The 21864-nt window shown below is 64.7% G+C and carries 21 protein-coding genes and 2 pseudogenes; 9 read left to right on the top strand and 14 right to left on the bottom strand.

What is annotated here, in order from left to right:
- Positions 1-7: 7 nt before the first annotated feature.
- Positions 8-1114, bottom strand: a complete 1107-nt coding sequence (gene aroC, locus ACR64R_RS01935) for a chorismate synthase (protein ID WP_487360015.1) — start codon at positions 1112-1114, stop codon at positions 8-10.
- Positions 1115-1358: 244 nt separating this feature from the next.
- On the opposite strand from aroC, the gene ACR64R_RS01930 reads away from it, so the two are divergent.
- Positions 1359-1622, top strand: a complete 264-nt coding sequence (locus ACR64R_RS01930; RefSeq protein ID WP_487360014.1) for a DUF1344 domain-containing protein — start codon at positions 1359-1361, stop codon at positions 1620-1622.
- Between the two features lie 131 nt (positions 1623-1753).
- Here the strand turns inward: ACR64R_RS01930 and ACR64R_RS01925 are convergent, their stop codons facing one another.
- From ACR64R_RS01925 to ACR64R_RS01910, 4 genes are all read right to left on the bottom strand, one after another.
- The gene (locus ACR64R_RS01925) at positions 1754-2341 is read right to left on the bottom strand and encodes a histidine phosphatase family protein (RefSeq protein WP_487360013.1); all 588 of its coding nucleotides are present in this window, start codon (positions 2339-2341) and stop codon (positions 1754-1756) included.
- A 54-nt stretch (positions 2342-2395) separates the two neighbouring features.
- Positions 2396-3214: an enoyl-ACP reductase FabI gene (fabI, locus tag ACR64R_RS01920; protein ID WP_487360012.1), complete on the bottom strand. Its 819-nt coding sequence runs from the start codon at positions 3212-3214 to the stop codon at positions 2396-2398.
- A 104-nt stretch (positions 3215-3318) separates the two neighbouring features.
- Entirely contained in the window at positions 3319-4263 is a 945-nt protein-coding gene (locus ACR64R_RS01915) for a DnaJ C-terminal domain-containing protein (RefSeq protein ID WP_487360011.1), read from the bottom strand.
- Between the two features lie 136 nt (positions 4264-4399).
- Positions 4400-4861: an RT0821/Lpp0805 family surface protein gene (locus tag ACR64R_RS01910; protein WP_487360010.1), complete on the bottom strand. Its 462-nt coding sequence runs from the start codon at positions 4859-4861 to the stop codon at positions 4400-4402.
- Between the two features lie 40 nt (positions 4862-4901).
- Here ACR64R_RS01910 and pdxH point away from each other — a divergent pair, with 40 nt between their 5' ends.
- Positions 4902-5519 (top strand): pyridoxamine 5'-phosphate oxidase, encoded by a 618-nt coding sequence (gene pdxH / locus ACR64R_RS01905; RefSeq protein WP_487360009.1) that lies wholly within the window; start codon positions 4902-4904, stop codon positions 5517-5519.
- 22 nt (positions 5520-5541) lie between these two features.
- On the opposite strand, the gene ACR64R_RS01900 is transcribed toward pdxH, so the two are convergent.
- Together ACR64R_RS01900 and ACR64R_RS01895 are read right to left on the bottom strand one after the other, a co-directional pair.
- A complete protein-coding gene (locus ACR64R_RS01900; protein ID WP_487360008.1) occupies positions 5542-6294 on the bottom strand; it encodes a crotonase/enoyl-CoA hydratase family protein in 753 nt (250 codons plus the stop codon).
- Between the two features lie 26 nt (positions 6295-6320).
- Positions 6321-8090 (bottom strand): acyl-CoA dehydrogenase family protein, encoded by a 1770-nt coding sequence (locus ACR64R_RS01895; RefSeq protein ID WP_487360007.1) that lies wholly within the window; start codon positions 8088-8090, stop codon positions 6321-6323.
- A gap of 193 nt (positions 8091-8283) precedes the next feature.
- Here ACR64R_RS01895 and ACR64R_RS01890 point away from each other — a divergent pair.
- Positions 8284-8519 (top strand): annotated as a pseudogene (locus ACR64R_RS01890) (hypothetical protein).
- Between the two features lie 75 nt (positions 8520-8594).
- The gene (locus ACR64R_RS01885; RefSeq protein ID WP_487360006.1) at positions 8595-9755 is read left to right on the top strand and encodes a glycoside hydrolase family 25 protein; all 1161 of its coding nucleotides are present in this window, start codon (positions 8595-8597) and stop codon (positions 9753-9755) included.
- A 23-nt stretch (positions 9756-9778) separates the two neighbouring features.
- Here the strand turns inward: ACR64R_RS01885 and purD are convergent, their stop codons facing one another.
- Positions 9779-11059 (bottom strand): phosphoribosylamine--glycine ligase, encoded by a 1281-nt coding sequence (gene purD, locus ACR64R_RS01880; RefSeq protein ID WP_487360005.1) that lies wholly within the window; start codon positions 11057-11059, stop codon positions 9779-9781.
- Positions 11060-11222: 163 nt separating this feature from the next.
- Positions 11223-12017, bottom strand: a complete 795-nt coding sequence (locus ACR64R_RS01875; protein ID WP_487360004.1) for a phytanoyl-CoA dioxygenase family protein — start codon at positions 12015-12017, stop codon at positions 11223-11225.
- A gap of 151 nt (positions 12018-12168) precedes the next feature.
- Here ACR64R_RS01875 and ACR64R_RS01870 point away from each other — a divergent pair, with 151 nt between their 5' ends.
- On the top strand, positions 12169-13080 hold the full coding sequence (locus tag ACR64R_RS01870; RefSeq protein WP_487360003.1) for a LysR family transcriptional regulator: 912 nt from the start codon (positions 12169-12171) through the stop codon (positions 13078-13080).
- Positions 13081-13131: 51 nt separating this feature from the next.
- Entirely contained in the window at positions 13132-14115 is a 984-nt protein-coding gene (gene ubiA, locus ACR64R_RS01865) for a 4-hydroxybenzoate octaprenyltransferase (protein WP_487362356.1), read from the top strand.
- A gap of 45 nt (positions 14116-14160) precedes the next feature.
- On the opposite strand, the gene ACR64R_RS01860 is transcribed toward ubiA, so the two are convergent.
- The 3 genes and pseudogenes from ACR64R_RS01860 to ACR64R_RS01850 form a co-directional block, all read right to left on the bottom strand.
- Positions 14161-14727 (bottom strand): DUF6101 family protein, encoded by a 567-nt coding sequence (locus tag ACR64R_RS01860; RefSeq protein WP_487360002.1) that lies wholly within the window; start codon positions 14725-14727, stop codon positions 14161-14163.
- Positions 14728-14900: 173 nt separating this feature from the next.
- Positions 14901-16335 (bottom strand): annotated as a pseudogene (locus ACR64R_RS01855) (FAD-binding oxidoreductase).
- 21 nt (positions 16336-16356) lie between these two features.
- Entirely contained in the window at positions 16357-17319 is a 963-nt protein-coding gene (locus ACR64R_RS01850; RefSeq protein ID WP_487360001.1) for an L-threonylcarbamoyladenylate synthase, read from the bottom strand.
- Between the two features lie 173 nt (positions 17320-17492).
- Here ACR64R_RS01850 and ACR64R_RS01845 point away from each other — a divergent pair, with 173 nt between their 5' ends.
- Together ACR64R_RS01845 and ACR64R_RS01840 are read left to right on the top strand one after the other, a co-directional pair.
- Positions 17493-17996 carry a hypothetical protein gene (locus ACR64R_RS01845; RefSeq protein WP_487360000.1) on the top strand — a complete coding sequence of 168 codons (504 nt, stop codon included), beginning with the start codon at positions 17493-17495 and terminating at the stop codon, positions 17994-17996.
- Positions 17997-18198: 202 nt separating this feature from the next.
- Positions 18199-18588 carry a hypothetical protein gene (locus ACR64R_RS01840; RefSeq protein ID WP_487359999.1) on the top strand — a complete coding sequence of 130 codons (390 nt, stop codon included), beginning with the start codon at positions 18199-18201 and terminating at the stop codon, positions 18586-18588.
- A 96-nt stretch (positions 18589-18684) separates the two neighbouring features.
- On the opposite strand, the gene ACR64R_RS01835 is transcribed toward ACR64R_RS01840, so the two are convergent.
- Together ACR64R_RS01835 and glyS are read right to left on the bottom strand one after the other, a co-directional pair.
- The gene (locus ACR64R_RS01835) at positions 18685-19005 is read right to left on the bottom strand and encodes an ATPase (protein ID WP_487359998.1); all 321 of its coding nucleotides are present in this window, start codon (positions 19003-19005) and stop codon (positions 18685-18687) included.
- 222 nt (positions 19006-19227) lie between these two features.
- Positions 19228-21381 (bottom strand): glycine--tRNA ligase subunit beta, encoded by a 2154-nt coding sequence (gene glyS, locus ACR64R_RS01830; protein WP_487359997.1) that lies wholly within the window; start codon positions 21379-21381, stop codon positions 19228-19230.
- 257 nt (positions 21382-21638) lie between these two features.
- Here glyS and ACR64R_RS01825 point away from each other — a divergent pair, with 257 nt between their 5' ends.
- Complete coding sequence (locus tag ACR64R_RS01825) at positions 21639-21821, top strand: hypothetical protein (protein ID WP_487359996.1); 183 nt, start codon at positions 21639-21641, stop codon at positions 21819-21821.
- Positions 21822-21864 lie beyond the last annotated feature (43 nt).

The following is a 21864-nucleotide window of genomic DNA, read 5'->3' as shown; positions in this document are numbered from 1 at the left end:
TACTACCCTACTGCCCTCCCTTCCCCGTCTGTCCTCTGTGCCGCAGATAATGATCGGCGATCGCGCAGGCAACCATGGCCTCGCCGATCGGCACGGCGCGGATGCCGACGCACGGGTCGTGCCGACCCTTGGTCATCACTTCGACATCGCGACCATCCTTGTCGATCGACTTTCGCGGCGTGAGGATCGACGAGGTCGGCTTGACGGCGAAGCGGGCGACGATCGCCTGGCCGGTCGAGATACCGCCCAATATTCCGCCGGCGTTGTTGGACAGAAACACCGGCTTGCCGTCATTGCCCATGCGCATCTCGTCGGCGTTCTGTTCGCCGGTGATGCGGGCGGCCTCGAAACCGTTGCCGATCTCGACGCCCTTCACAGCGTTGATCGACATCAGGCCGGACGCGATGTCCTGGTCGAGCTTGGCGTAGATCGGCGCGCCGAGCCCCGCCGGCACGCCATCGGCGACGATCTCGATCACAGCGCCCACCGAGGAGCCGGCCTTGCGGATGCCGTCGAGATAGGCGGCGAACACCGCGACGGAGGCCGGATCGGGGGTGAAGAAGGGATTTTCGGCGTCACCGACGAAGTTCCAGTTCCAGTTCGAGCGATCGATCGATTTCTCGCCCATAGAGATTAGCGCGCCGCGCACCGTCATGCCGGGCACTACCCTGCGCGCCAGCGCACCGGCCGCCACTCTGGCTGCCGTCTCGCGCGCCGAGGAGCGGCCGCCGCCGCGATGGTCGCGAAGGCCGTATTTGACGTCATAGGCGTAGTCGGCATGGCCGGGACGATACTGGCGGGCGATCTCGCCATAGTCCTTCGACCTCTGGTCGACATTTTCGATCAGCATCGAAACCGGCGTGCCGGTGGTGATCATCGTCTCGCCGTCGTCGTCCAGGATGAAGCCAGACAGAATCTTGACCTCATCCGGCTCGCGGCGCTGGGTAACGAAGCGCGACTGGCCGGGGCGGCGGCGGTCGAGCTCGGCCTGGATGTCCTCGCGCTTGAAGCGGATGCCGGGCGGGCAGCCGTCCACAACGCAGCCAAGCGCGGCGCCATGGCTTTCACCCCAGGTGGTGACGCGGAAGAGATGGCCGAATGTGTTGTGAGACATGAAAGCGTCCTGCCCGGCGGCGTAGCCGGCAATCTAAAGTGGCGCGGCGTCCCTCACGCATCCAAAGGCACACGCGGCGCCGCCGGTTTGCCTTCTATTGGCGTTTTCCCCGGTGGTCAAACCGTGCATCAAACTGTGATCTTGCGGATTTAGTTTTGACACATTCGGTTGGTTTCTGCTCTCCTCCATCCGCCGTTGAGGATCCGCCGCCACCAGACGGCGCAATGACCTGAAGAGGACGACGATGCGTACCGTTATTGGCGCCGCCTGCGCCATGTTGCTGATTTCCACCGCCGCCGCGTTCGCCGGCCAAACCGAAGGCCTTATCAAGAAGGTCGACAAGGACACGCTGACCCTGACGCTTGACGACGGAAAGGCCTACAAGCTCAACGCCGAGACCGATATCGACTCGCTGAAGCCCGGCATGGACATCGTCATCGCCTATGACGTGACCAATGGCGAAAATGTCGTGACCGATATGCAGTTGCCCGACAGCGACCAGAATTAGCTTTCGAATTGGAGGCTGAAATGTCCGTGTTTCGTCATTCTAGGGCGAAGCAAGGAGCGTAGCGACGCGCGCAGACCCTAGAATGACGAAGCTTCAGCGCATCGAATGACGACGCGGGGGCGCGCCTGCCTTCAAAGCCACTCCAAACTCCGGCCCTGCAGCCGCAGCAGGCGGTCCTGCGGGACATCGAGGCCGGCGGCCTCCTGCTTGGAAAGGCCGGTGACGATGCGGAAGAAGCAGCGGATGACGCCGCCATGGGTGACGCAGACCGTCGGCTGACGAAGCGCGTCGAGCCAGGGCTTTATCCGCTCCAGCAGCATCTGGTAGCTTTCGGCGCCCTCGCCGGGCGGCCGGAAATCCCATTTGGCCGCGCGGCGTCCGTCGGTTGAACCAGGGGCTCGCTCCTCGAGTTCGGCGAAGGTGAAGCCCTGCCAGTCGCCAAAGCTTATCTCGACCAGTCGCGGATCGGTACGATAGCCGGATGGGTCCAGCCCCATGGCTTCGCGCATCAGTTCCATCGTCTCGCGGGTGCGCCGCATCGGGCTGGCGACAAAGTCGAAACCGTCGCCCTTGCCGATCAACGCGGCCAGCCGGCGACCGTTCCGCGCTGCCTGCTCGCGGCCGACTGCGTTGATGTCGGTATCGGCCTGGCCCTGCAGGCGGCGCTCGGCATTCCACTGGGTCTGGCCGTGGCGCAAGATGTAGACGAGCGGGTACATCAGGTCTTCCGAGGTCGGGCCAAGGCTTGGACGAAGCGGCAGGCGGAGAGCGGATCAGTCCTTAACGGTCGAGATGTCCGGCGCGTCGACCGCTTTCATGCCGACGACATGGTAGCCGGAATCGACGTGATGGACCTCGCCGGTCACGCCGCGGGACAAGTCCGACAGGAAATAGACGCCCGAATCGCCGACCTCTTCCTGGGTGACCGTCTGCTTCAGCGGCGAATTGTACTCGTTCCACTTCAGGATATAGCGGAAGTCGCCGATGCCGGAGGCGGCAAGCGTCTTGATCGGCCCAGCCGAGATCGCGTTGACGCGGATCTTCTTGGCGCCGAGATCGACGGCGAGGTAGCGCACGCTCGCTTCGAGCGCCGCCTTGGCGACACCCATGACGTTGTAGTGCGGCATCACCTTCTCTGCGCCGTAATAGGTCAGCGTCAAAAGCGAGCCGCCGTCCGTCATCAGCGGCTCTGCGCGCTTGGCGATGGTGGTGAAGGAATACACCGAGATGTCCATGGTGCGCAGGAAATTGTCGCGCGTCGTCTCGACATAGCGGCCAGTGAGCTCGTCCTTGTCGGAGAAGGCGATGGCATGGACGAGGAAGTCGAGCCTGCCCCAGTGCTTGGCAATGTCGGCAAAGACGGCGTCGAGGCTTTCCGGATCGGTCACGTCGCAATGGCCAGCGACATGCGCGTTGAGTTCGGCCGCGAGCGGCTCGACGCGCTTCTTGAAGGCCTCGCCCTGATAGGTCAGGGCGATTTCGGCGCCATGATCGGCGCAAGCCTTGGCGATGCCGAAAGCGATCGACCGATTGTTCGCGACGCCGAGGATCAGGCCCCGCTTACCGGCCATCAGGCCCTGTCCAGCTGCCATGTGCAAGCTCTCCGCAAAATATCTGCTTTGTGGAGAGCCCTATCGCACAGGCACAAAGCCCCTTCAAGCGCCCAAAAGACACGGCAACAGGAACAAAATTCCCTCTATGAGCCTTTTCGGCCGCGCATCAGAGCCTCGAGCTGGGCATCGCCGCCTTCCGGCAGCATCAGCCGCACATGGGCATAGAGGTCGCCGTGGCCGCCGGCCTTTTCGGGCAGCCCCCTGCCCTTGATGCGCAGCACCTTGTCCGAGCTCGACCACGCCGGCACGTTGACCGCGAGCTTGCCGGTCGGCGTCTCGACCGCCACCTTGGCGCCGAGCACGGCGTCGGCCAGATCGACAGGCAGATCGACATGCAGGTCGCGGCCCTCTATGCGGTAGCGCGGATGGCGGCGGATGTGGATCTTGACCAGCGCGTCGCCCGGCTGGCCCGGGCCCTGCTGGCCCTGGCCCTTCAGGCGGATCGTCTGGCCGTCCTCGACATAGGCCGGCAGCTTGACCGCCACCTTGCGGCCGTCGGGGAACATCGCCGTCACCTTGTCGGCGATCGCGGCTTCCTCGACGCTGATATCCATGCTGACGTTCAAGTCGGCCGCCTGGGCCGCCTGCCGGCGATCGCCTGGCCCGCCTCCCCTTGGACCGGCGCCGCGGGCGCCGGAAAAGGCATCGCCGAAGATCTGGCTGAAGATGTCGCTGTTGCCGTCGAACGGATCGCCGCCCGGGCGACCGGTGCGAAATTCGAAATGCGCGCCGCCCGGTCCCTGCTGACGGCGGAACCCGGCGAACGGATCGCCGCCGGCCGCGCCTTCGAAACCCTGGAATTTCGGCTTGCCTTCGGCATCGATCTCGCCGCGGTCATAGGCACCGCGCACTTTCTCGTCGCCGACGACTTCATATGCCTGGTTGACGGCGGCAAAACGGTCCTTCGCCTTCGGATCATTCGGATTCTGGTCCGGATGATGCTTCTTGGCGAGCTTGCGGTAAGCCGCCTTTATGTCCTTCGCCGATGCGTTCTTGGCAACGCCCAGCACCTCATAGGGGTCGCGCATGCTTCCTGCCTGAAAGAGAGAATGGATTGTAGTCGCCTCCTATATGCGCTCGCATAGGAAGAAATTCCAGTGGCGCAAGGGGAATTACCGCCCGAAAATCAGGAGCCAAAATCAGGGGGCCCAAATCAGGGCGGAATCAGAGCGGCTTGAATTCCTGCATGCGCCAGCCGCCGGCGCCGGCAAGGCACAGCTCGCCCTTGTAGAGGGCAACGCCGTCGAAGCTCTCGCGCGTGGCGCTGAAGCGGCGGCAGGTCAGGCCGCCATCCTTCAGTTCCACCAATTCGGTGATCGCGCCGCGCGAGCCCGTGCCGGCATTGGCCCATGGCACCGCCTGGCCGCCAAGTTCCTTGATGTCGGCGGATGAAACCGCGTTGCCGATGGTGGTCTGGTCGGAGTCGTTGTCGGCCACCGGTGCGGCCGGCGAGGAAGGCGCGCTCGAGGTGACGATCGAGCGGTCGACCTCAGCCTTTTCCAGGCTGAAACCGCCGGCGCCGCAAGCGGCGAGGGGAAGGGCCGCCGTCACGACCACAGCCCTGACGCTGGCCGAAGCGATAACGCCCCATTGCCTGCTGTCAAAAGCCTGCGCGATACGCAACAATCGGCGAACTCCTCCCGCAACGGTAAATATTCGGAAAACTATGAACGAAACTGAGTTAACAAGCGGTGACTTCACCGAGGCCGCGGAGCCTTTCAGGCTCTTTGCCGCATGGCTGGAGGACGCCACCAAAAGCGAGATCAACGACGCCAATGGCGTCGCCCTGGCGACCGTCGACGCCGACGGCATGCCGGATGTGCGGATGGTGCTGCTCAAGGGGTTCGACGAAAAGGGGTTTGTCTTCTACACGAATTTCGAGAGCGCCAAGGGCCGCGAGATTCTTGGCAGCATGAAGGCGGCGATGTGCTTCCACTGGAAATCGCTGCGCCGGCAGGTGCGCGTGCGCGGGCCGGTGGAGATCGTCAGCGACGCCGAGGCCGACGCCTACTATGCCACGCGGCCGCGCGGTAGCCGCATCGGCGCCTGGGCCTCGAAACAGTCGCGACCGCTGGAGAGCCGATTCGCGCTGGAGAAAGCGGTGGCTGAATACACGGCCCGCTACGCCATCGGCGAGATCCCGCGTCCGAAGCACTGGTCGGGCTTCCGCATCGTGCCGCGGATGATCGAGTTCTGGCACGATCGGCCGTTCCGGCTGCATGACCGCGTCGTCTTTTCGCGCAACGCCGACGGTGGCTGGGACAAGGCGCGGCTCTATCCTTGAGAGGGGAACGTGGGCGAGACGTTCAGCCTTTCTTGCGCGTCATGAAAGCAGTGAGCGCGGCGCGCGCCTCCTCGGAGGTCAGGCGCTGGCGGAAATGCTCGGCTTCGACCTTGATGCGGGCGACGAGTTCCTCGCGCGGCGCGCGCATCAGGTCGCGGGCAATTTTCAGCGCCTGCGGCGGCTTGGCGGCGATGCTGGCGGCGGCGGCCAGCACCGTGCTTTCCAAGGCCTCTTCCGCGACGACCTCGTAGATCAGCCCGGCGGCCTTGGCGCGCTCGGCCGAAAAGCCCTCGCCGAGGCCGAGCAGCGCGAAGGCGCCCTGGCGGCCGAGGATTTGCGGCGCGATCAGGCTTGAGCCGGCTTCCGGCACAAGGCCAAGGTCGACGAAGGGTGTGCGGAACAGCGTGCGCGGCGTGGCGAAGGTCAGGTCGCAATGCAGGTTGAGCGTGGTGCCGATGCCGACCGCGATGCCGTCCACGCCCGATACCATCGGCTTTTGCGACCTGGCCAGCGCCATCAGGAAATCCCAGACCTCATTGCCACCCTCGCCGCCAGTGGCGATGACCAGGAAGTCGGCGAGGTCGTTGCCCGCGGAGAAGGCGCCCGGAACGCCGAGGAACACATGTACGCGAACCGCCGGATCGGCATCGCCTTCGGCCAGGGCGGCCGACATGCTGGCGTACATGGCGCGCGTCAGCGCGTTCTTCTTGTCCGGGCGGTTGATGCGGATGATCTGCACGGCGCCCTGGCGCTCGACGAGGATATGATCTGTCACGGCTGGTCCTTTGAGCGTCGGGATGCTTAAGCGGAAATCAGCGACTTGCCGGCGACGGCAAGGCTTTCGCCACCGTCGATGACGCGCTCCTTCAGCGTGCGTGTCTCGCCGAGCAGGTTTTCGGCAAAGAAGCGGCAAAGCGCGATACGGCCATGATCGGCGAGCCCGCCCTGCGCCAGATAGGCGCCGCCGGCGACAAGCGAGATCAGGCGCAGATAGGGCGTGGCGCCCGCCATCGCGGCATCGGCCTTGCCTTCTGCCGTCAGCTTCTGCAGGAAGCGGGTCGCTTCATCGAGATCGGCGAGCGCATGGTCGAGACTGTCGGCGGTGCGTCCGAAGCCTTCGATATTGGAGGTGCGCACCGCATCGGCCACGGCTTTCAATTCGCCGATATAGGAATGCACATGCTGGCCGCCGCCGAGAGGCAGCTTGCGCGCCACAAGGTCGATCGCCTGTATGCCGTTGGTGCCTTCATAGATCGGCGCGATGCGCGCGTCGCGATAAAGGGCGGCGGCACCGGTCTCCTCGATGAAGCCCATGCCGCCATGCACCTGGACGCCAAGCGAGGCGACCTCGACGCCGACATCGGTGGAGAAGGCTTTCGCCAGCGGCGTCAGCAGGTTGGCGCGGTCGCGCCAGTTGGCGGCGGCCTCGCCCTGGCCGAGGCGGGCGCGGTCAATCGCATGCGCACAGCAATAGCTGATCGAGCGGGCGACCTGGGTCAGCGACTTCATGGTGAGGAGATTGCGCTGCACGTCCGGATGATGGACGATCGGCGCCATGCCGGGGCCCGAATAGTGCGAGGCCTTGCCCTGGCGGCGCTCATTGGCATAGGCGATCGCCTTCTGCGTCGCGGTCTCTGCCACTGCCACGCCCTGCATGCCGACAGCAAGGCGGGCGTTGTTCATCATGGTGAACATGCAGGCCAGCCCCTTGTTCTCCTCGCCGATGAGCCAGCCGATGGCCCCGGGCGTCGCGCCCTGAAAGCCGTCGCCATAGATCATGGTGCAGGTCGGCGAGGCGTGGATGCCCAGCTTGTGCTCCAGGCCGGAACAGAAGACATCGTTGCGGGCGCCGAGCGAACCATCTTCGTTGACGAAGAACTTCGGCACCAGGAACAACGAGATGCCGCGCGTGCCGGCCGGCGCGTCGGGCAACCTGGCCAGCACCAGATGCACGATGTTGTCGGTGAAATCATGCTCGCCATACGTGATGAATATCTTCTGGCCGAAAATTCGGTAGGTGCCGTCGCCCACCGGCTCGGCGCTGCTGCGTAGGGCCGCGAGGTCCGAGCCTGCCTGCGGCTCGGTCAGGTTCATCGTGCCCATCCACTCGCCGGAGACGAGTTTTGCGAGGTATTTGGCCTTGAGTTCCGGCGAGGCGTGTTTGTCGAGCGCCTCCACCGCGCCCATGGTCAGCGTCGGGCCTATGCCGAAGGCCATCGAGGCGGAGTTCCACATTTCGAGCGCGGCGACACCGAGCATGGTCGGCAGGCCCTGGCCACCGAACTCCTCCGGACCGGACAGCGCGTTCCAGCCACCCTCGATCCAGCGCCGGTAGAGTTCCTTCCAGCCCGGCGGCGTTGTGACGGCCGCGTCCTTCAGCACCGCGCCATGCTCGTCTCCGACCTTGTAGAGGGGAGCGACCTCCTCGCTGGCGAAACGGCCCGCTTCGGCAAGGATGGCGTCGACGAGGTCCTCACCGAGATCGCCGAAAACACCTGAATCGAGCGCCGGCTTCAGCCCGGCCACCTGCTTCAGGGTGAAGGCGATATCCTCGACCGGGGCGCGATACATGCTGTCTTTTCCTCCGCCGTCGTTTCGGCAGTTCGGTCATAGGACCTCAGCCAAGGCAAAACCATCCGCCTTTGGTCGCCCCGTCATCTTCTTTTTACGTAAACGTCAAATTTTGTCACGCGGATTTTGCGTTCTTGTCTCAGCCCATTAGATTAAACGAGGCCGGCATGTCGCCGGCACACCGGACAGACACATGCTTGCCAGACCTGACGCCTATCGCTGTATCGAGTGCGGCTGCCGTATCGGGCCACCGGCTTCCACTACTATCACGGCATGATCGAGGAAGGCCCCGCCTATTGGACCGATCGCGGCATAGTGTGCTCGCCGCAATGCTCGCTCGCGCATCACAAGAAGCGCGCCGCCGAAGGTACGCTGCCGCAGGAACCGGCGCCCGATCCGTTCGAGGTCCCGCCGCTATTCAGGCGCTGAGCCTACCCGATTTTAAAGCACTTCCTTAACCATAGCGGTTCAGGATCGTTCTCTACGTCAGTGGGGACACCCTGATTGAAAAAGCCGGCGCGCGTACTTCGCCGCCTGGCGCTGATCGCTGCGGCGATGGTGCTTGGCACGGCAGCAAAGGCCTCGGATTTCTCCGAGCCGTGGAAGAATGCCGACCGCCCGCTGGTGATCGACGCCTACGAATACAATTCGATCGACTGGCAGCAGCTCGTCACCGACAAGCGCGTTGCCGGCTTCATCAACAAGGCATCCGACGGGCTGCCTCCACCTTATTTCTGCTTCGGCGCCGAAGCGGACGTGAAACTCTGCAAGGCGCAATGGAAGCGCTATGCGGTGACGCGCGAGTTGTTCCTCACGCGCAAGGTCGTGGCCAAGGCGCTTGGCCTGAAATGGGGGGCCTATCATCTTGCCCGCCCGGGCAACCCGGTCGAGCAGGCCAATAATTTCATCGATTTCGCGGACCCGGCGCCGGATGAGCTGCTGGCTCTCGACATCGAAGGCATCGATGCCACGCAATGGATGTCGCTGGAGGACGCCGAGGAATTCGTGCGCCAGGTGCATCGCCGGCTCGGCCGCTTTCCGGTGCTCTATGTCAACGGCAAGACAGCCCAGTATATCGCCGACAACCGTTATCAGTACCGCCTGCTGTCGCGGTTGCCGCTCTGGTACGCGCGCTACAAGCCGGACATCGACGTGCATTTCCCGATGGGCAACTGGCAGGGCTACGCGCTGTGGCAATTCTCGGCGCAGGCCAATTGCGGCCATTTCTCCTGTCCCTACCGTGTGCCGGGCACCCCCAATGATATCGACGTCAGCGTCGCGCCGATGAGCGCCGACGAACTGCGCCAGCAATGGGCCTCTGGCGGCCTGATCGACGTGCCATCCGACTATCTCGCCTCGATCCCGGTGCCGGTTCCGCGCGAAACTGCCCTCGCCGGCAAGGTGACCATCACCTATGCCGACGTGGCGACGCCGCCGACCGTCGAGGAGATTGTCGCGGTGATCGGCGCGCGCTGGGAGAAATTCCGCGACGGCTTCCGCATGCCGGTGGTGAAGACTGTGCCGCGGCGCCCCGGCTTCGGCATCGTGCAATATGTCGCCTGGAAGCGGTCGGGACAGCGCACGCCCGAGCAGATCGACGCGGCCTTTGCCGCCGCCGATCCCGTCAGCACCGCCTCTACTGCGCTCGACAGCGCCAAGCGCTGATTTGCGGCCTCGTCGGGCCGATATCAACCACGCGCCGTCTCGCGTTCGACTGCGCGCCAGCCGATGTCGTGGCGGAAGAAGCCTTGCGGCCAGTCGATGTGATCGATCGCGGCGTAGGCCTTTGCCTGCGCCTCGCCGACGGTGGCGCCGAGCGCGGTGACGTTGAGCACGCGTCCACCATTGGCGACCAGCGCGCCGCCATTGATGGCGGTGCCGGCATGGAATACCTGGACGCCTTCGTCTTCCACCTCGTCGAGACCGCGGATGACGGAGCCCTTTTCCGGCGTGCCGGGATAGCCCCTCGCCGCCATCACCACGGTCAACGCATTCTCGTCGCTCCAGCGGATAGACAGGTGCGCTAGCTGGCCGTCGACGGCGGCGTTGAGGAGGACGAGCAGGTCGTCCTTCAGCCGCACCATCAGCACCTGGCACTCGGGATCGCCGAAGCGGGTGTTATATTCGATCAGCTTGGGGCCCTGGTCGGTGATCATCAGGCCGGCAAAGAGGGTGCCGGCGAAAGGCGCGCCGATATTGGCCATGCCGCGCATGGTCGGCTCGATGATTTCGCGCATGGTGCGGTCGGTCATTTCCGGAGACATCACGGGTGCCGGCGAATAGGCGCCCATGCCGCCGGTGTTCGGCCCGGTATCGCCGTCGCCGACGCGCTTGTGGTCCTGGGCGCTGCCGAAGGGCAGCGCGGTGACGCCGTCGCACAGGCAGAAGAAGCTCGCCTCCTCGCCGGTCAGATATTCCTCGACCACCACCTCGGCGCCGGCCGCGCCGAAGGCGCCTTCGAAACAGGCTTCGAGCGCGGCGTTCGCCTCGTCCAAAGTCATGGCGATGGTGACGCCCTTGCCGGCGGCAAGCCCATCGGCCTTGATGACGATCGGAGCGCCGGTCTTCTCGACATAGGCTTTCGCCGATGCGAGATCGCCGAAACGGCCATAGGCGGCGGTCGGGATGTTGAACTTGGCGCAGAGATCCTTGGTGAAGCCCTTGGAGCCCTCGAGCCTTGCCGCGGCCTTGGACGGACCGAAGACACGGATACCGGCCGCCCGCAAATCGTCGGCGATGCCGGCGACCAGCGGCCCTTCCGGACCGACCACGACGAGGCCGATCTTTCTCTCCAGGCAGAAGGCGGTGACGGCGGCATGGTCGGCGACGTCGAGCTTGACCAGTTCGGCGATACGGCCGATGCCCGGGTTGCCAGGCGAGGCGTAGAGCCGGGTCAGCAGTGGCGAGGCAGACATCTTCCAAGCGAGCGCATGTTCGCGGCCGCCCGAGCCGAGAAGAAGAACATTCATGGCCACCTCTTGCTGCCGATCGTCCTCGTCGAGAGAACCCGCTATTGGTCCGCGGGCGACCGGTCAAGGCGTCTTGGCATTTTTGGCGGCAATTGCGCACTGGAAGATGGCCCTCGTCAAAACGTGAAGAGGACCAGGCGGCTGACCGCTCCGCGAGAGCTACTCAGCCCCGGTAGACGACCGGGAACCAGTCCTCGCGCAATTTCTGGCCGGGCTTCATGTCGTGGCCGGGATAGGGCGGCGAGGTGCGGCCGGGACGCTCGACATAATGCGCGTCGTCGCCGACCCAGCGCAGCGACAGCGCCCGGCGCCGCGCCGAGGTCATGTTGCCGCGCGCCCCGTGCGCCGTGCGGAAGTCGAACAGGATGGCGTCGCCGGGCTCCATCTCCCATTCCAGCACCTTCATCGACGGGTCGTTGTCGGGATCGGGTACCGGTAGATAGTCGCCCTCGCCGGCATAGAAATTGTCGTCGTTCAGCCAGCGCACCGGCAGGACCATCTTTTCCCATTTGTGCGAGCCGGCGATCAGCCTGAGCGTCGCCTCCTTCACCGGATCGATCGGGATCCAGAAGCTGACCGTCTGGCTGCCGTCGACGAAGTAATAGGGAATGTCCTGGTGCCAGGGCGTCGGCTTCTGCGTGCCTGGCTCCTTCACCAGGACGTGGTCGTGGAAGAACTGGGCGCTGCGCGACTGCATGACCGCGGCGGCGAGCTCGGCGGCCGGCGATTCGCGCACGATCCTGACGAATTCCGGGATGCGCTCCCAGTTGCAGTAATCGTCGAAGAAGCTGCCCTTGCCGCCGGCGATGTCGGAGGCTGTGGCGCTACGGTTCTGCATATTGCGCTCGATGCCGTCGGCGATGACGTCGACCCAGTCCTTGAAGGCGCCGCGGATGCAGACAGCGCCGTCGCGCTGGTAATCGGCAATCGTCGAAGCATCGATCCTTGGGCCGGCCATGGCGCTCCATCTCTCTTTGTTTTACGCAATTCCGGACGGAAAACCGCTGCACACTTTTCCTGGAATTGCTGCTTGGTTCGGTGGCCGACTATCGCAAGCACCCGACATCGCGTAAAATAATAACTTGTCATCCAGCTTATAGTTTTCTCCTATGAGACCGACTCTCACCCAACTGCGCTATGTGGTCGCCGTGGCCCGCCACGGCAGCGTGACCGTGGCCGCAGCAGCCCTGAATGTTTCGCAGCCATCGATTTCGGTGGCGATCGACCATGTCGAGGATGCGCTTGGCCAGAAACTGTTCGTTCGCCAGCGGGGCAGCGGCGTTGCGCTGACCTCTTTCGGACGCAGGGCCGTCGCCAAAGCACGGCAGGTGCTGGGCGAAGCGGATGAGCTGGCGGCGCTCGGTTCGCGCGATGCCGACGTCGGCGGTGAATTGGTGCTCGGCTGCTTCGAGGACCTCGCGCCCTATTTCGCGCCGGCGCTGATGCGCGCCTTCGCCAAGCGCTGCCCGGCCGTCACGATCGTCATCGGGGACGAGAGCTTCGACACGCTGGGGCGGCGCCTGGCAGACAGCGCCATCGATATCGGCCTCACCTACGATCTCGGCCTGCCCGGACATTTCAAGCGCGTCCTCCTCCACGAATTGCGGCCGCATGCGCTTCTGCCAGTCGGCCATACGCTGGCGGACAAGCACGCCGTCAGCCTGGCCGAGCTGGCGCAGCATCCGCTGATCACCACCGACCAGCCGCATAGCTGGCAGCACATGCTGGACCTTTTCCTCAGCCGCGGCCTGTCGCCGGTCTCCCGGGCGACGACGAGTTCGTTCGAATTGCAGCGCTCCATGGTGGCCAATGGTTTCGGCGTCGCGATCAGCTATACGAGGCCTTATGGCGACCGTAGCTATGACGGGCTGCCACTGGTCTGCAAACCACTATCCGATCCGCTCCCCATGCAGCGCATCATCCTCACCCATGACACGCGCCAGCGCCTGTCCAAGGCGGCCATGGCGTTCATCGAGGTCGCCAAGACATGGTTTGCCGGTCACGATGTTTTCACCGCTTGAGCGACAACACGATCGCTTGACGCCGCCCCTTGCTGCTGCCACTCCATGGTGATGGAAACCGTCCAGTCGAAAGCGATCCAGGGCCGTGTCGCCGACGCGCCGAGCGGCCATTGGGTCTACCGGGTGCTGCCGCGCTGGCTCTGGCCCTATGCGCAGCTTGCGCGCTGGGACCGGCCGATCGGCTGGCAATTGCTTCTATGGCCGTGCTGGTGGTCGGCGGCGCTCGCCGCGGGCGCCTATCCGCGCCCAACCGACCCGCTGCTGACGCTGCTGCCGGCGCCCTGGTATCTGTTCCTGTTCTTCATCGGCGCCGTCGCCATGCGCGGCGCCGGCTGCACCTATAACGACCTTGCCGACGAGGACATCGACAACCAGGTCGAGCGCACCCGCTCGCGGCCGCTGCCGGCCGGCAAGGTGACGCGACGCCAGGCCTGGGCTTTCGTCATCATCCAGGCCCTCATCGGGCTTGCCGTGCTTTTGCAGTTCAACAGCTTCGCCATTCCGCTCGGTATCGCCTCGCTGGCGATCGTGGCCGTCTATCCCTTCATGAAGCGCATCACCAACTGGCCGCAATTCGTGCTCGGGCTCGCCTTCTCCTGGGGCGCGCTGATGGGCTGGGCTGTCGAGTTCGGCGACATCGATGACCCGGCCATCATGCTCTATATCGGCTCGATCCTATGGGTGATCGGCTACGACACGATCTATGCGCATCAGGACAAGGAAGACGACGCCATCGTCGGCGTGCGCTCGACGGCGCGGCTGTTCGGCGACAATACCAAGATGTGGCTCGCCGGCCTCTATGGCGGCGCGCTGATCTGCTTCGCCATCGCCTTCGCCTCGGCACAGGTGCCGATCGTGGCGCTGGCCGGGCTGATCGCCGCCGGCGCGCATATGGCGCGCCAGATCATCCGGCTTGACATCAACAATCCCGACCAGTGCCTGAAACTGTTCAAGTCGAACAACCAGGTCGGCTGGCTGATCTTCCTCGGCCTGATCGGCGGGTCAGTGTGGATATGGCTGAAGCCGCTGGTGTAGCGGCGCGCTTCCCCTTCTTCCCCGGAGGGAGGAAGGGCGCCGAGCTTACTCCCGCGCAATAATCTCCTGGCCGTCGATGACTAGCCTCAAGCCAAGGTTGCCGGCCTTGCGGCGGGCGAGGAAGCGGGGGCGGCGCATGGTGGAGGCGCGGCCCTTGCGGCGCTCCTGCGGCGGCAGCGCCTTGATGGCGGCGCCGAGCGATTCTTCCAGAGTGCGGGCAATACCGTCGGCCTCGATCAGAAGCATCGGCAGGCGATAGGCATCGGCCCAGGCGCGCCAGTCGGCGGCGACGTCGTCGAGGTCGTCGGCCACCAGAAGCGGCACCGACAGCATTGGATCATTGTGCAGCAATTCGAGCGTCACCGTGACGTTGCCGTCCGGATCCTCCATGGCGCGCGCGGCGACGCCGCGGAACGCCTTGGCGGGCAGCGCGATGATCGCCGGCACGCCGCTCATTTCCAGCATGCGGCGGATGACGGCGCCGCGCTGGTCGATGGTGAAGGTGACATCGCCGTAGTCGTCGCGGGTGGCATAGCTCACCATCTGCGGCAGGCGAAACGGGTCAAGACGCATATTGCGCCCGGCCCAGACTGGCTTCAGTCCAGTGTTCATCGATGTCTTCCCTGTTATTCCTGAGGGCCGTTTTTCCGGTTCTCTCAGGGCCGGTTTTTCCGGCCTCGTTATGGGAAGAAACATTAGCGCTGGCTCCTTACCGGCGCGCTTAAGAAAGTCGGTTAAATTTTGCTGATCTCGGCGATGGTTATCGGAATGCCACCAGGGAAGGATCAGATAACCTTACCGGGGTTCATGACCCCGGCCGGATCGAAGGCCGCCTTCACCCGGCGCATCAGGTCGATGGCCATGGGCGGCGCCGTGGCGATCAGTTCGTCGCGCTTCAGCTGGCCGATGCCGTGCTCAGCCGAGATCGAGCCATGGAACGAGCGCACGACATCGTGCACGGCCTTGTTCATCGGATGGTAGAGGTCGAGGAAGGCGTCGTCCTGCCAATCGACAGGGCGCGAGATGTTGTAGTGCAGGTTGCCGTCGCCCATGTGGCCGAAGCACACCACGCGCGCGCCCGGACAGACCTTCTCGACCACGCCGGCCGCCTTTTCGATGAACTCGGGAATCGAGGCGATCGGCACGGAGATGTCGTGCTTGATCGAGGCGCCCTCGAGCTTCTGGCATTCAGGAAGCGTCTCGCGAAAATTCCAGAAGGCGTCGCCCTGGGCCAGGCTTGCCGACACCACCGCGTCGCCGACGATGCCTTGCTCGAGGCCGGCCGAAAGAATCTCCTCGATCAGCGCCTTGCCGTCCTCTTCCGAACGGCCGGACGAAACCTGCATCAGCACATACCACGGCCAGTCGTCGGCCAGCGGCCGCGTAATGCCTTGCCCATGCTTAAGCGTGAAATCATAAGGCCTTCTGGCGATCAATTCGAAGGCGGTGAGCGACGCGCCGGCGCGGTCCATCGCCAGGGTGAACAGCGACAGCGCGTCCTTCGGGGACGACGGCAGGCCGGCAAAGGCGACCTCCCTGCCCTTCGGCTTCGGAAACAGTTTCAGCACCGCGGCGGTGATGATGCCGAGCGTGCCTTCGGCGCCCACGAAGAGGTTCTTCAGATCGTAGCCGGTGTTGTCCTTCTTCAGCTTGCGCAAATCGTCGAACACCTCGCCGGTCGGCAGCACGACCTCGACGCCGAGGCAGAGTTCTCGGGCATTGCCATAGGCAAGCACGCCGGTGCCGCCGGCATTGGAGGACAGGTTGCCGCCGATCTGGCACGACCCTTGAGCGGCGAGCGAAAGCGGAAACAGGCGGTCGGCGGCGTCGGCTGCTTCCTGCAGCGTCTGCAGGATGACGCCGGCCTCGGCTGTGACCGTGTTCGACAGGACATCGATCTCGCGGATGCGGTTCAGCCGTGACAGCGACAGCACGATGTCGCGGCCGGATCTTGTCCGGCACCTGGGCGCCGACCAGCCCGGTGTTGCCGCTTTGCGGCACGATCGGCGTTCCGGTCTCGGTCGCAAGGCGCATGATGCGGCTCACTTCCTCGACGCTGCCTGGCCTGAGGACCAGCGATGTGCGCCCATGCCAAAGGCCGCGCCGCTCGGTGATGTAGGGCGCGATGTCGGCCTGATCGCGCAGGGCGTATTTGTCGCCGACGATTGACGCGAAGCGGTCGATGACGGCGGGGTCGAGGTCGAAGGGCTGATCGTTCATGACGCCAGGAACCTATGGTGCTCAGACAAGCTTGTCACGGGGGGCGGCGGCGCGGGCGAGCCGATCGTTGATTGCTTCGCCCAGTCCTTCGAACGGAATCGGCTCGACGGCGATGGTCGCGGCACCGACCCGGTCGAGTGCCTGCATATGGGCGAAGAGGTTGCTTGCCGCCTCGCGCAGGTCACCCGTTTCGGAGAGATTGCGCAACGCAACGGCCCGTTCCCAGCCGCGGGCGCGATTGCGGCCGAACGCGAGCAGCGCTTCGCCCTCGGCCACGCTCTCGACGTTCAGCCGCATCGGGGCGCCCGGCGCGTAATGCGAGGCAAGCATGCCCGGCGCCTCGATGCCGCTGGCGCCGCGCAACAGTTTCGCGCCGGCCACCGCCTCGATCTCCTCGGCGCCGATGCCGCCAGGCCGCAGCAGCCGCAATTTGCCGTTCTCGACCTTTAGAATGGTCGACTCCAGGCCGACAGACGTCGCGCCGCCATCGACGACCAGCTTGATCCTGCCGCCAAGATCGGCGGCGACCGCTCCCGCCGTCGTGCCGCTGATCCTGCCTGAGGAATTGGCACTGGGGGCTGCAAGCGGCCGGCCGAGCCGCGCGATAAGCTCGCCGCCGAACCCGCGCGGCATGCGCAGCGCGATCGTATCCAGCCCAGCGGTGACCAGCGGATGGATGCCGCTGTCCGCCCTGTGCGGCAGCACCAAAGTCAGCGGGCCGGGCCAGAAGGCGTCGGCGAGCCTTGCCGAGAGCGGATCGAAGCCGGCGATGCGATCCGCCATCGCACGATCGGCGACATGGGCGATCAGCGGGTTGAAGCGCGGCCGGCCCTTGGCCTCGAAGATACGAGCCACGGCGACGCCGTTAGTGGCATCGCCGGCTAGCCCGTAGACCGTCTCGGTAGGGATGGCGACGATGTCGCCGGCTCGAAGCAACGCCAAAGCTTGCTCAAGCGCCTCGCCAACCGCCAATATCTCAGCCAAATCCGCCACCAGTCCTGAACATCCCGGTCCCGTAATACGGGCGCCTTTATCGGGCAAGTGCGGGCATTGGCGATTTATCAATCCCTAAAATGTTAAGTTTCCGCGCAAGCCGTCTTCAATGTGCCGGCCCTAAGGTGCGGTTGTTGTGGTTGCGGGCTTGGGAGTTTCTTGTGATGCGTTTGCTCAGAGCGTTAAGCATCAGCCTTTTGGCGATGCACGGCGCGGCACAGGCTTCGTCGATCGTCGTTGTGGGACCGTCGACCTCGACGCCTTCGGTCATCCACCTCAAGGCGATCGAACCAGCCGAGCTGTCGGCGGCCTTAACGCCGTCGGTGATAGCGCTGGGCGATCCAATGCCTGCCGTCACGGACGAAAAAGTCGCGGCAATTCCCGAAAAGTCCGGGCACCAGCAGGCACCGATGATCATCCGGGCCGGCATCGTCGGCGGCGCCTTCGCAACACCCCCGGCGGCCGCGTCGGCCAAGCCCACGGCACCGGCAGCCGCGACGCCCGCGCCGGCGAACGGCACTTCGACGGCAACGCCGCCAAACGGCACGGCCGCCGCCCCGAAGGGCAACGACAAGGCCGGCAGCCAGCCGACCGCGACAGCCAATGCGTCGGGCGGCACGCAGCCGCAAAATCACACGCCACTGCCGCGCGTCGGCAAGGCGATGTAGATCACATTGGTCGCCGCCGCGATGTGCTAAAGCGGTTCATCGTTTCACGGAAACGGTGAGCCGCTTAGCTCTTTGTCTTTACGCAATTCCGGACGGAAAGCCGTACGCACTTTCCTGGAGTTGCGCTAGGCGCTTGGCTCTGTCCCATTCCCGTCATCGGGATCGGGCACGTTGGCGCTGGCGTTTCAAAAAGGGGGATTTCATGACTGTTTCGAAAGCAATGGCCGTTGCCGGGCTGATGGCGGCAACCGCGCTGGGCGCGGGCACGGCGCGGGCCGACGACATGCTCGGCTCTTACGTGGCGCGGATTTCAGATCGCGATCATCGCGCCAGCGACGGCTATCCGCTCAGCAGCGCGGCGCAGATGGTGCGGCAGGACCGCGCCAACTGGCACAAATTCAACCGGCGCGACAGCGACGACCAGGGCGACCCCTGGTTCCGCAGCGACGGCTCGCGCGCCGACCTGCAGCGCATGCTGGAGCGCGGCGGCGCCATGAACACCGCCACACGGCGCGCGATCGTCAACGGCGAGCCGCTGATCGAGGTCGATGTTTATCCGGACAGCGTGCGGGTCAGCATCATAGAAGATTGACTGGTCAATCTTCCTGGAAGATTGACGAGGCTAGCCTGACGAAAGAGGGCGACGCGTTACGCGCCGCCCCTTATGCTTCCGGCGACGGGAGACGGCTCAGGCCGCTTCTTCCCTGTCGTCATCGTCGGACTCATCGGCGTCGTCTTCATCCTCGTCGCCATCTTCATCCTCGTCATCGGACTCATCCTCGGCCGAGGCTTTGGCTTCTTCGTCGTCGCCGTCTTCGTCCTCGTCCGACGCATCGTCGTCCGAGGCGGTGGCGTCCTCGTCTTCTTCGTCCTCATTGTCTTCGGACGGATCGGCGGATTCGACCGCCGCGGCGGCGGCGCGGTCGAGGAGGTTGTCCGAAGCGGATTCGATGGCCTCGGCGGCGGCCGGGGCCTCTTCGATCAGGTCGATATCGTCAACGGAATTCATGGCATGCCTCCGTGGTTTGGGAACGTCTTTTGTCTGATGCATGTCGTAGTCCCAGAACCGCTGCGCACTTCCGGGCGACATGCATCGGTTCTCCCACGCGGAGGTCATCGCCGTATGACTGTAAGCCGGCTCCGGCGCATTAAATTTCGAACGGCAAATTGTCCAAGCGTGCCGGGAGCCTGGCGGATGCGGGCAGTTGCAGAAGGCGCGATACCTGCGCCTTCAGCCGGCGATTTTCGAAAAATCCGCGACCTGGCCGGTGGCGGCGCGAATGCGGGCGAGGAGCGCCAGGCGGTTGGCGCGCACAGCCTGGTCCTCATCATTCACGAGAACGCCCTCAAAGAATGAATCAACCGGTTCACGCAACACGCTAAGCGCCAGCATGGCGGCGGAAAAATCTTCGTTTTGAATCGCTTGGCCGGCTTCCTTCTCGGCCTGATTCACCGCGGCATAGAGCTTGTTTTCCGCGCCCTCGCGGAACAGAGCCGGCTCAACAGTCTCGGCGATCGCCGTTTTCTTCTTCTCTTCAGCGGCCAGGATGTTGGCGGCGCGCTTGGTCCCGGCGAGCAGGTTCTTGCCCTCCTCGGTATCGAGCAGGGAGCCCAGCGCCTCGACGCGACGCACGATCTGCAGCAGGTCGTCGGACCGCGGCGTGATGACGGCGTCGATCAGATCGTGCCGCGCGCCCTGGTCACGGAGATAGATTTTCAGGCGATCGTGGAAGAAGGCGAGAAGGTCGGACGACTGATCCGCGCCACCTTTGAAGTTTGCGAAAGCCTTGGCGAAAACAGACGACAGCGCCAGGCGAATCCGGTTCTCGATGAGTATCCTGACCACGCCAAGCGCGGCTCGCCGCAGGGCGAACGGATCCTTTGAGCCCGTTGGCTTCTCGTCAATGGCCCAAAATCCGGTAAGCGTATCGAGCTTGTCGGCCAGCGCAACCACAATGGAGACCGGATCAGTCGGCACGCGATCGGACGGGCCTTGCGGCTTGTAGTGGTCTTCCGCGGCGGCGGCGACCGACGGATGCTCGCCCTGAAGCAGCGCGTATTTGCGGCCCATGGCGCCTTGCAGTTCCGGAAACTCGCCAACCACCTCGGTCTGCAGATCGGCCTTGGCGAGCACCGCCGCACGGGCGGCGAGCGCGGGATCGGTCCCGGCGACTGGCGACAGTTCTTCCGCCAGCCGCTTGATACGCTCGACGCGCTGCCCTTGCGTGCCAAGCTTGGCGTGGAAGGTGACGTTCAGATGGTCGAGCCGCGCCATGCGCTGGTCGAGCGGCTTCTTCAAATCAAGGTCGAACTTCGCCGCCGAATCCCCAAGCTGGTCGAGGTCCGGCAGGTCGCTCTGGTCGGTCTTCCAGAAATAGATCGCGTCTGACAGACGCGCGCGCACCACCTTGCCGTTGCCGTAGGCGATCTCCTTGCCGCCGTCGTTCGCCTCGATGTTGGCGACGAGGATGAAGCGGTTCGACAGGTCCTCGCCCGCGCCCTGCGGCCGGGTGACGAAACACTTCTGGTTGGCGCGGATGGTGAGGCGGATGACTTCGCCCGGAATGGTGAGGAAATCCTGCTCGAACTCGCCCATCAGCACGACCGGCCATTCGACCAGGCCGGAAACTTCCTCCAGCAAGCCCTCGTCCTCGACGAGATCGAGGCCATTGGCGAAGGCGAGATTGCGGGCGTCGTGCAGGATGATCTCCTTGCGCCGGTCGGCGTCGAGCACGACCTTGGCCGCCTCGAGCTTCGACACATAGTCGTCGAAGCGGCGCACGGTGATGGCGCCCGGCGCGTGGAAGCGGTGGCCATAGGTGACGTTGCCGGCGCGGATGCCGTCGATCTCGAAATCGACCACCACCGGCTCCTCGGTCTCCGGGCCGAAGGTGCAGACGATCGACTGCAGCGGCCGCACCCAGCGCAGCGAGCCGGGCTTGGCCGAGGCCGGTCCCCAGCGCATCGACTTCGGCCAGGGGAAGGCGCGAATGATGCCCGGCACCAGGTCGGCGATGATCTCTTCCGCCGCCCTGCCCGGCTTGGAGATATGGGCGACGTAGAAGTCGCCCTTCTTCGGGTCGGAATGGACATGCGCCTCGGCGATCGATGAAAGCCCGGCCTTGCGCAGGAAACCCTGCACCGCCTGCTCGGGCGCCGTGGTCGAGGGACCCTTGATCTCCTCGCGGATATCCTTGGAGCGCGCGGTCAAGCCCCTTATGTCGAGCGCCAGGCGCCGCGGCGTCCAATATTCGCGCGCCGCCTCATAGGTCAAACCCGCCTCGACCAGACCGTCGGTCAGCATCTTCCTGAGGTCGCCGGCAGCCTTGCGCTGCATGCGGGCTGGAATTTCCTCGGAGCGAAGTTCCAAAAGCAGGTCGGGCATAAATTGAACTCCTCACCCTCCCCTGGACGGGGAAGGTCGGCGCATAGCGCCGGTGTCACGGATGCGGCGGGAAATAGCAACTCGGCCGGCCGCTGTCACCCCGCAAGCGGATCACCGTTTCGATCGATTTCGCTGAATCGTTCGACCCGCTGTCGGGGCGAAGCGAACCTACCCGTCCTTGGAGCTGAACTTCCCATGAACCGAATGCTGCGCTGAAGCGACACACGCTCAGGCAGAGACCTATTGGCTGAACGACGATGAAGACGACATCGAGAACCCTGCAGATCCTGGCGCTCAGCGCCTGCTTCGCCGCCCAGATGCATGGCGCGATCGCGATGCCGGGGATCAGGCAGGCCCTCCGCACGATCGACGGCGCATCCGCGCAGATCGTGTTGCCGGCCGGCACCGCCGCCCTGACCGTGAAAGCCGTATCGGCTTAGAGCGATCCACCGTTTCTCGGAAACGGCAGATTCGCTCTGGCTA

The sequence above is a fragment of the Mesorhizobium sp. MC2-1-1 genome (assembly GCF_057597255.1).
This window is presented reverse-complemented; position numbering and strand designations above follow the sequence as displayed.

Excerpts from the sequence above, each read along its gene's own strand:
- ACR64R_RS01825 (WP_487359996.1), top strand. The coding sequence starts at position 21,639 with ATGAAGACGACATCGAGAACCCTGCAGATCCTGGCGCTCAGCGCCTGC.
- ACR64R_RS01845 (WP_487360000.1), top strand. The coding sequence starts at position 17,493 with ATGCGTTTGCTCAGAGCGTTAAGCATCAGCCTTTTGGCGATGCACGGC.
- ACR64R_RS01835 (WP_487359998.1), bottom strand. The coding sequence starts at position 19,005 with ATGAATTCCGTTGACGATATCGACCTGATCGAAGAGGCCCCGGCCGCC.
- ACR64R_RS01925 (WP_487360013.1), bottom strand. The coding sequence starts at position 2,341 with ATGTACCCGCTCGTCTACATCTTGCGCCACGGCCAGACCCAGTGGAAT.
- pdxH (WP_487360009.1), top strand. The coding sequence starts at position 4,902 with ATGAACGAAACTGAGTTAACAAGCGGTGACTTCACCGAGGCCGCGGAG.
- ACR64R_RS01840 (WP_487359999.1), top strand. The coding sequence starts at position 18,199 with ATGACTGTTTCGAAAGCAATGGCCGTTGCCGGGCTGATGGCGGCAACC.
- aroC (WP_487360015.1), bottom strand. The coding sequence starts at position 1,114 with ATGTCTCACAACACATTCGGCCATCTCTTCCGCGTCACCACCTGGGGT.
- ACR64R_RS01860 (WP_487360002.1), bottom strand. The coding sequence starts at position 14,727 with ATGAACACTGGACTGAAGCCAGTCTGGGCCGGGCGCAATATGCGTCTT.
- glyS (WP_487359997.1), bottom strand. The coding sequence starts at position 21,381 with ATGCCCGACCTGCTTTTGGAACTTCGCTCCGAGGAAATTCCAGCCCGC.
- ACR64R_RS01870 (WP_487360003.1), top strand. The coding sequence starts at position 12,169 with ATGAGACCGACTCTCACCCAACTGCGCTATGTGGTCGCCGTGGCCCGC.
- ACR64R_RS01915 (WP_487360011.1), bottom strand. The coding sequence starts at position 4,263 with ATGCGCGACCCCTATGAGGTGCTGGGCGTTGCCAAGAACGCATCGGCG.
- ACR64R_RS01875 (WP_487360004.1), bottom strand. The coding sequence starts at position 12,017 with ATGGCCGGCCCAAGGATCGATGCTTCGACGATTGCCGATTACCAGCGC.
- ACR64R_RS01930 (WP_487360014.1), top strand. The coding sequence starts at position 1,359 with ATGCGTACCGTTATTGGCGCCGCCTGCGCCATGTTGCTGATTTCCACC.
- purD (WP_487360005.1), bottom strand. The coding sequence starts at position 11,059 with ATGAATGTTCTTCTTCTCGGCTCGGGCGGCCGCGAACATGCGCTCGCT.
- ubiA (WP_487362356.1), top strand. The coding sequence starts at position 13,132 with ATGGAAACCGTCCAGTCGAAAGCGATCCAGGGCCGTGTCGCCGACGCG.
- ACR64R_RS01895 (WP_487360007.1), bottom strand. The coding sequence starts at position 8,090 with ATGTATCGCGCCCCGGTCGAGGATATCGCCTTCACCCTGAAGCAGGTG.
- fabI (WP_487360012.1), bottom strand. The coding sequence starts at position 3,214 with ATGGCAGCTGGACAGGGCCTGATGGCCGGTAAGCGGGGCCTGATCCTC.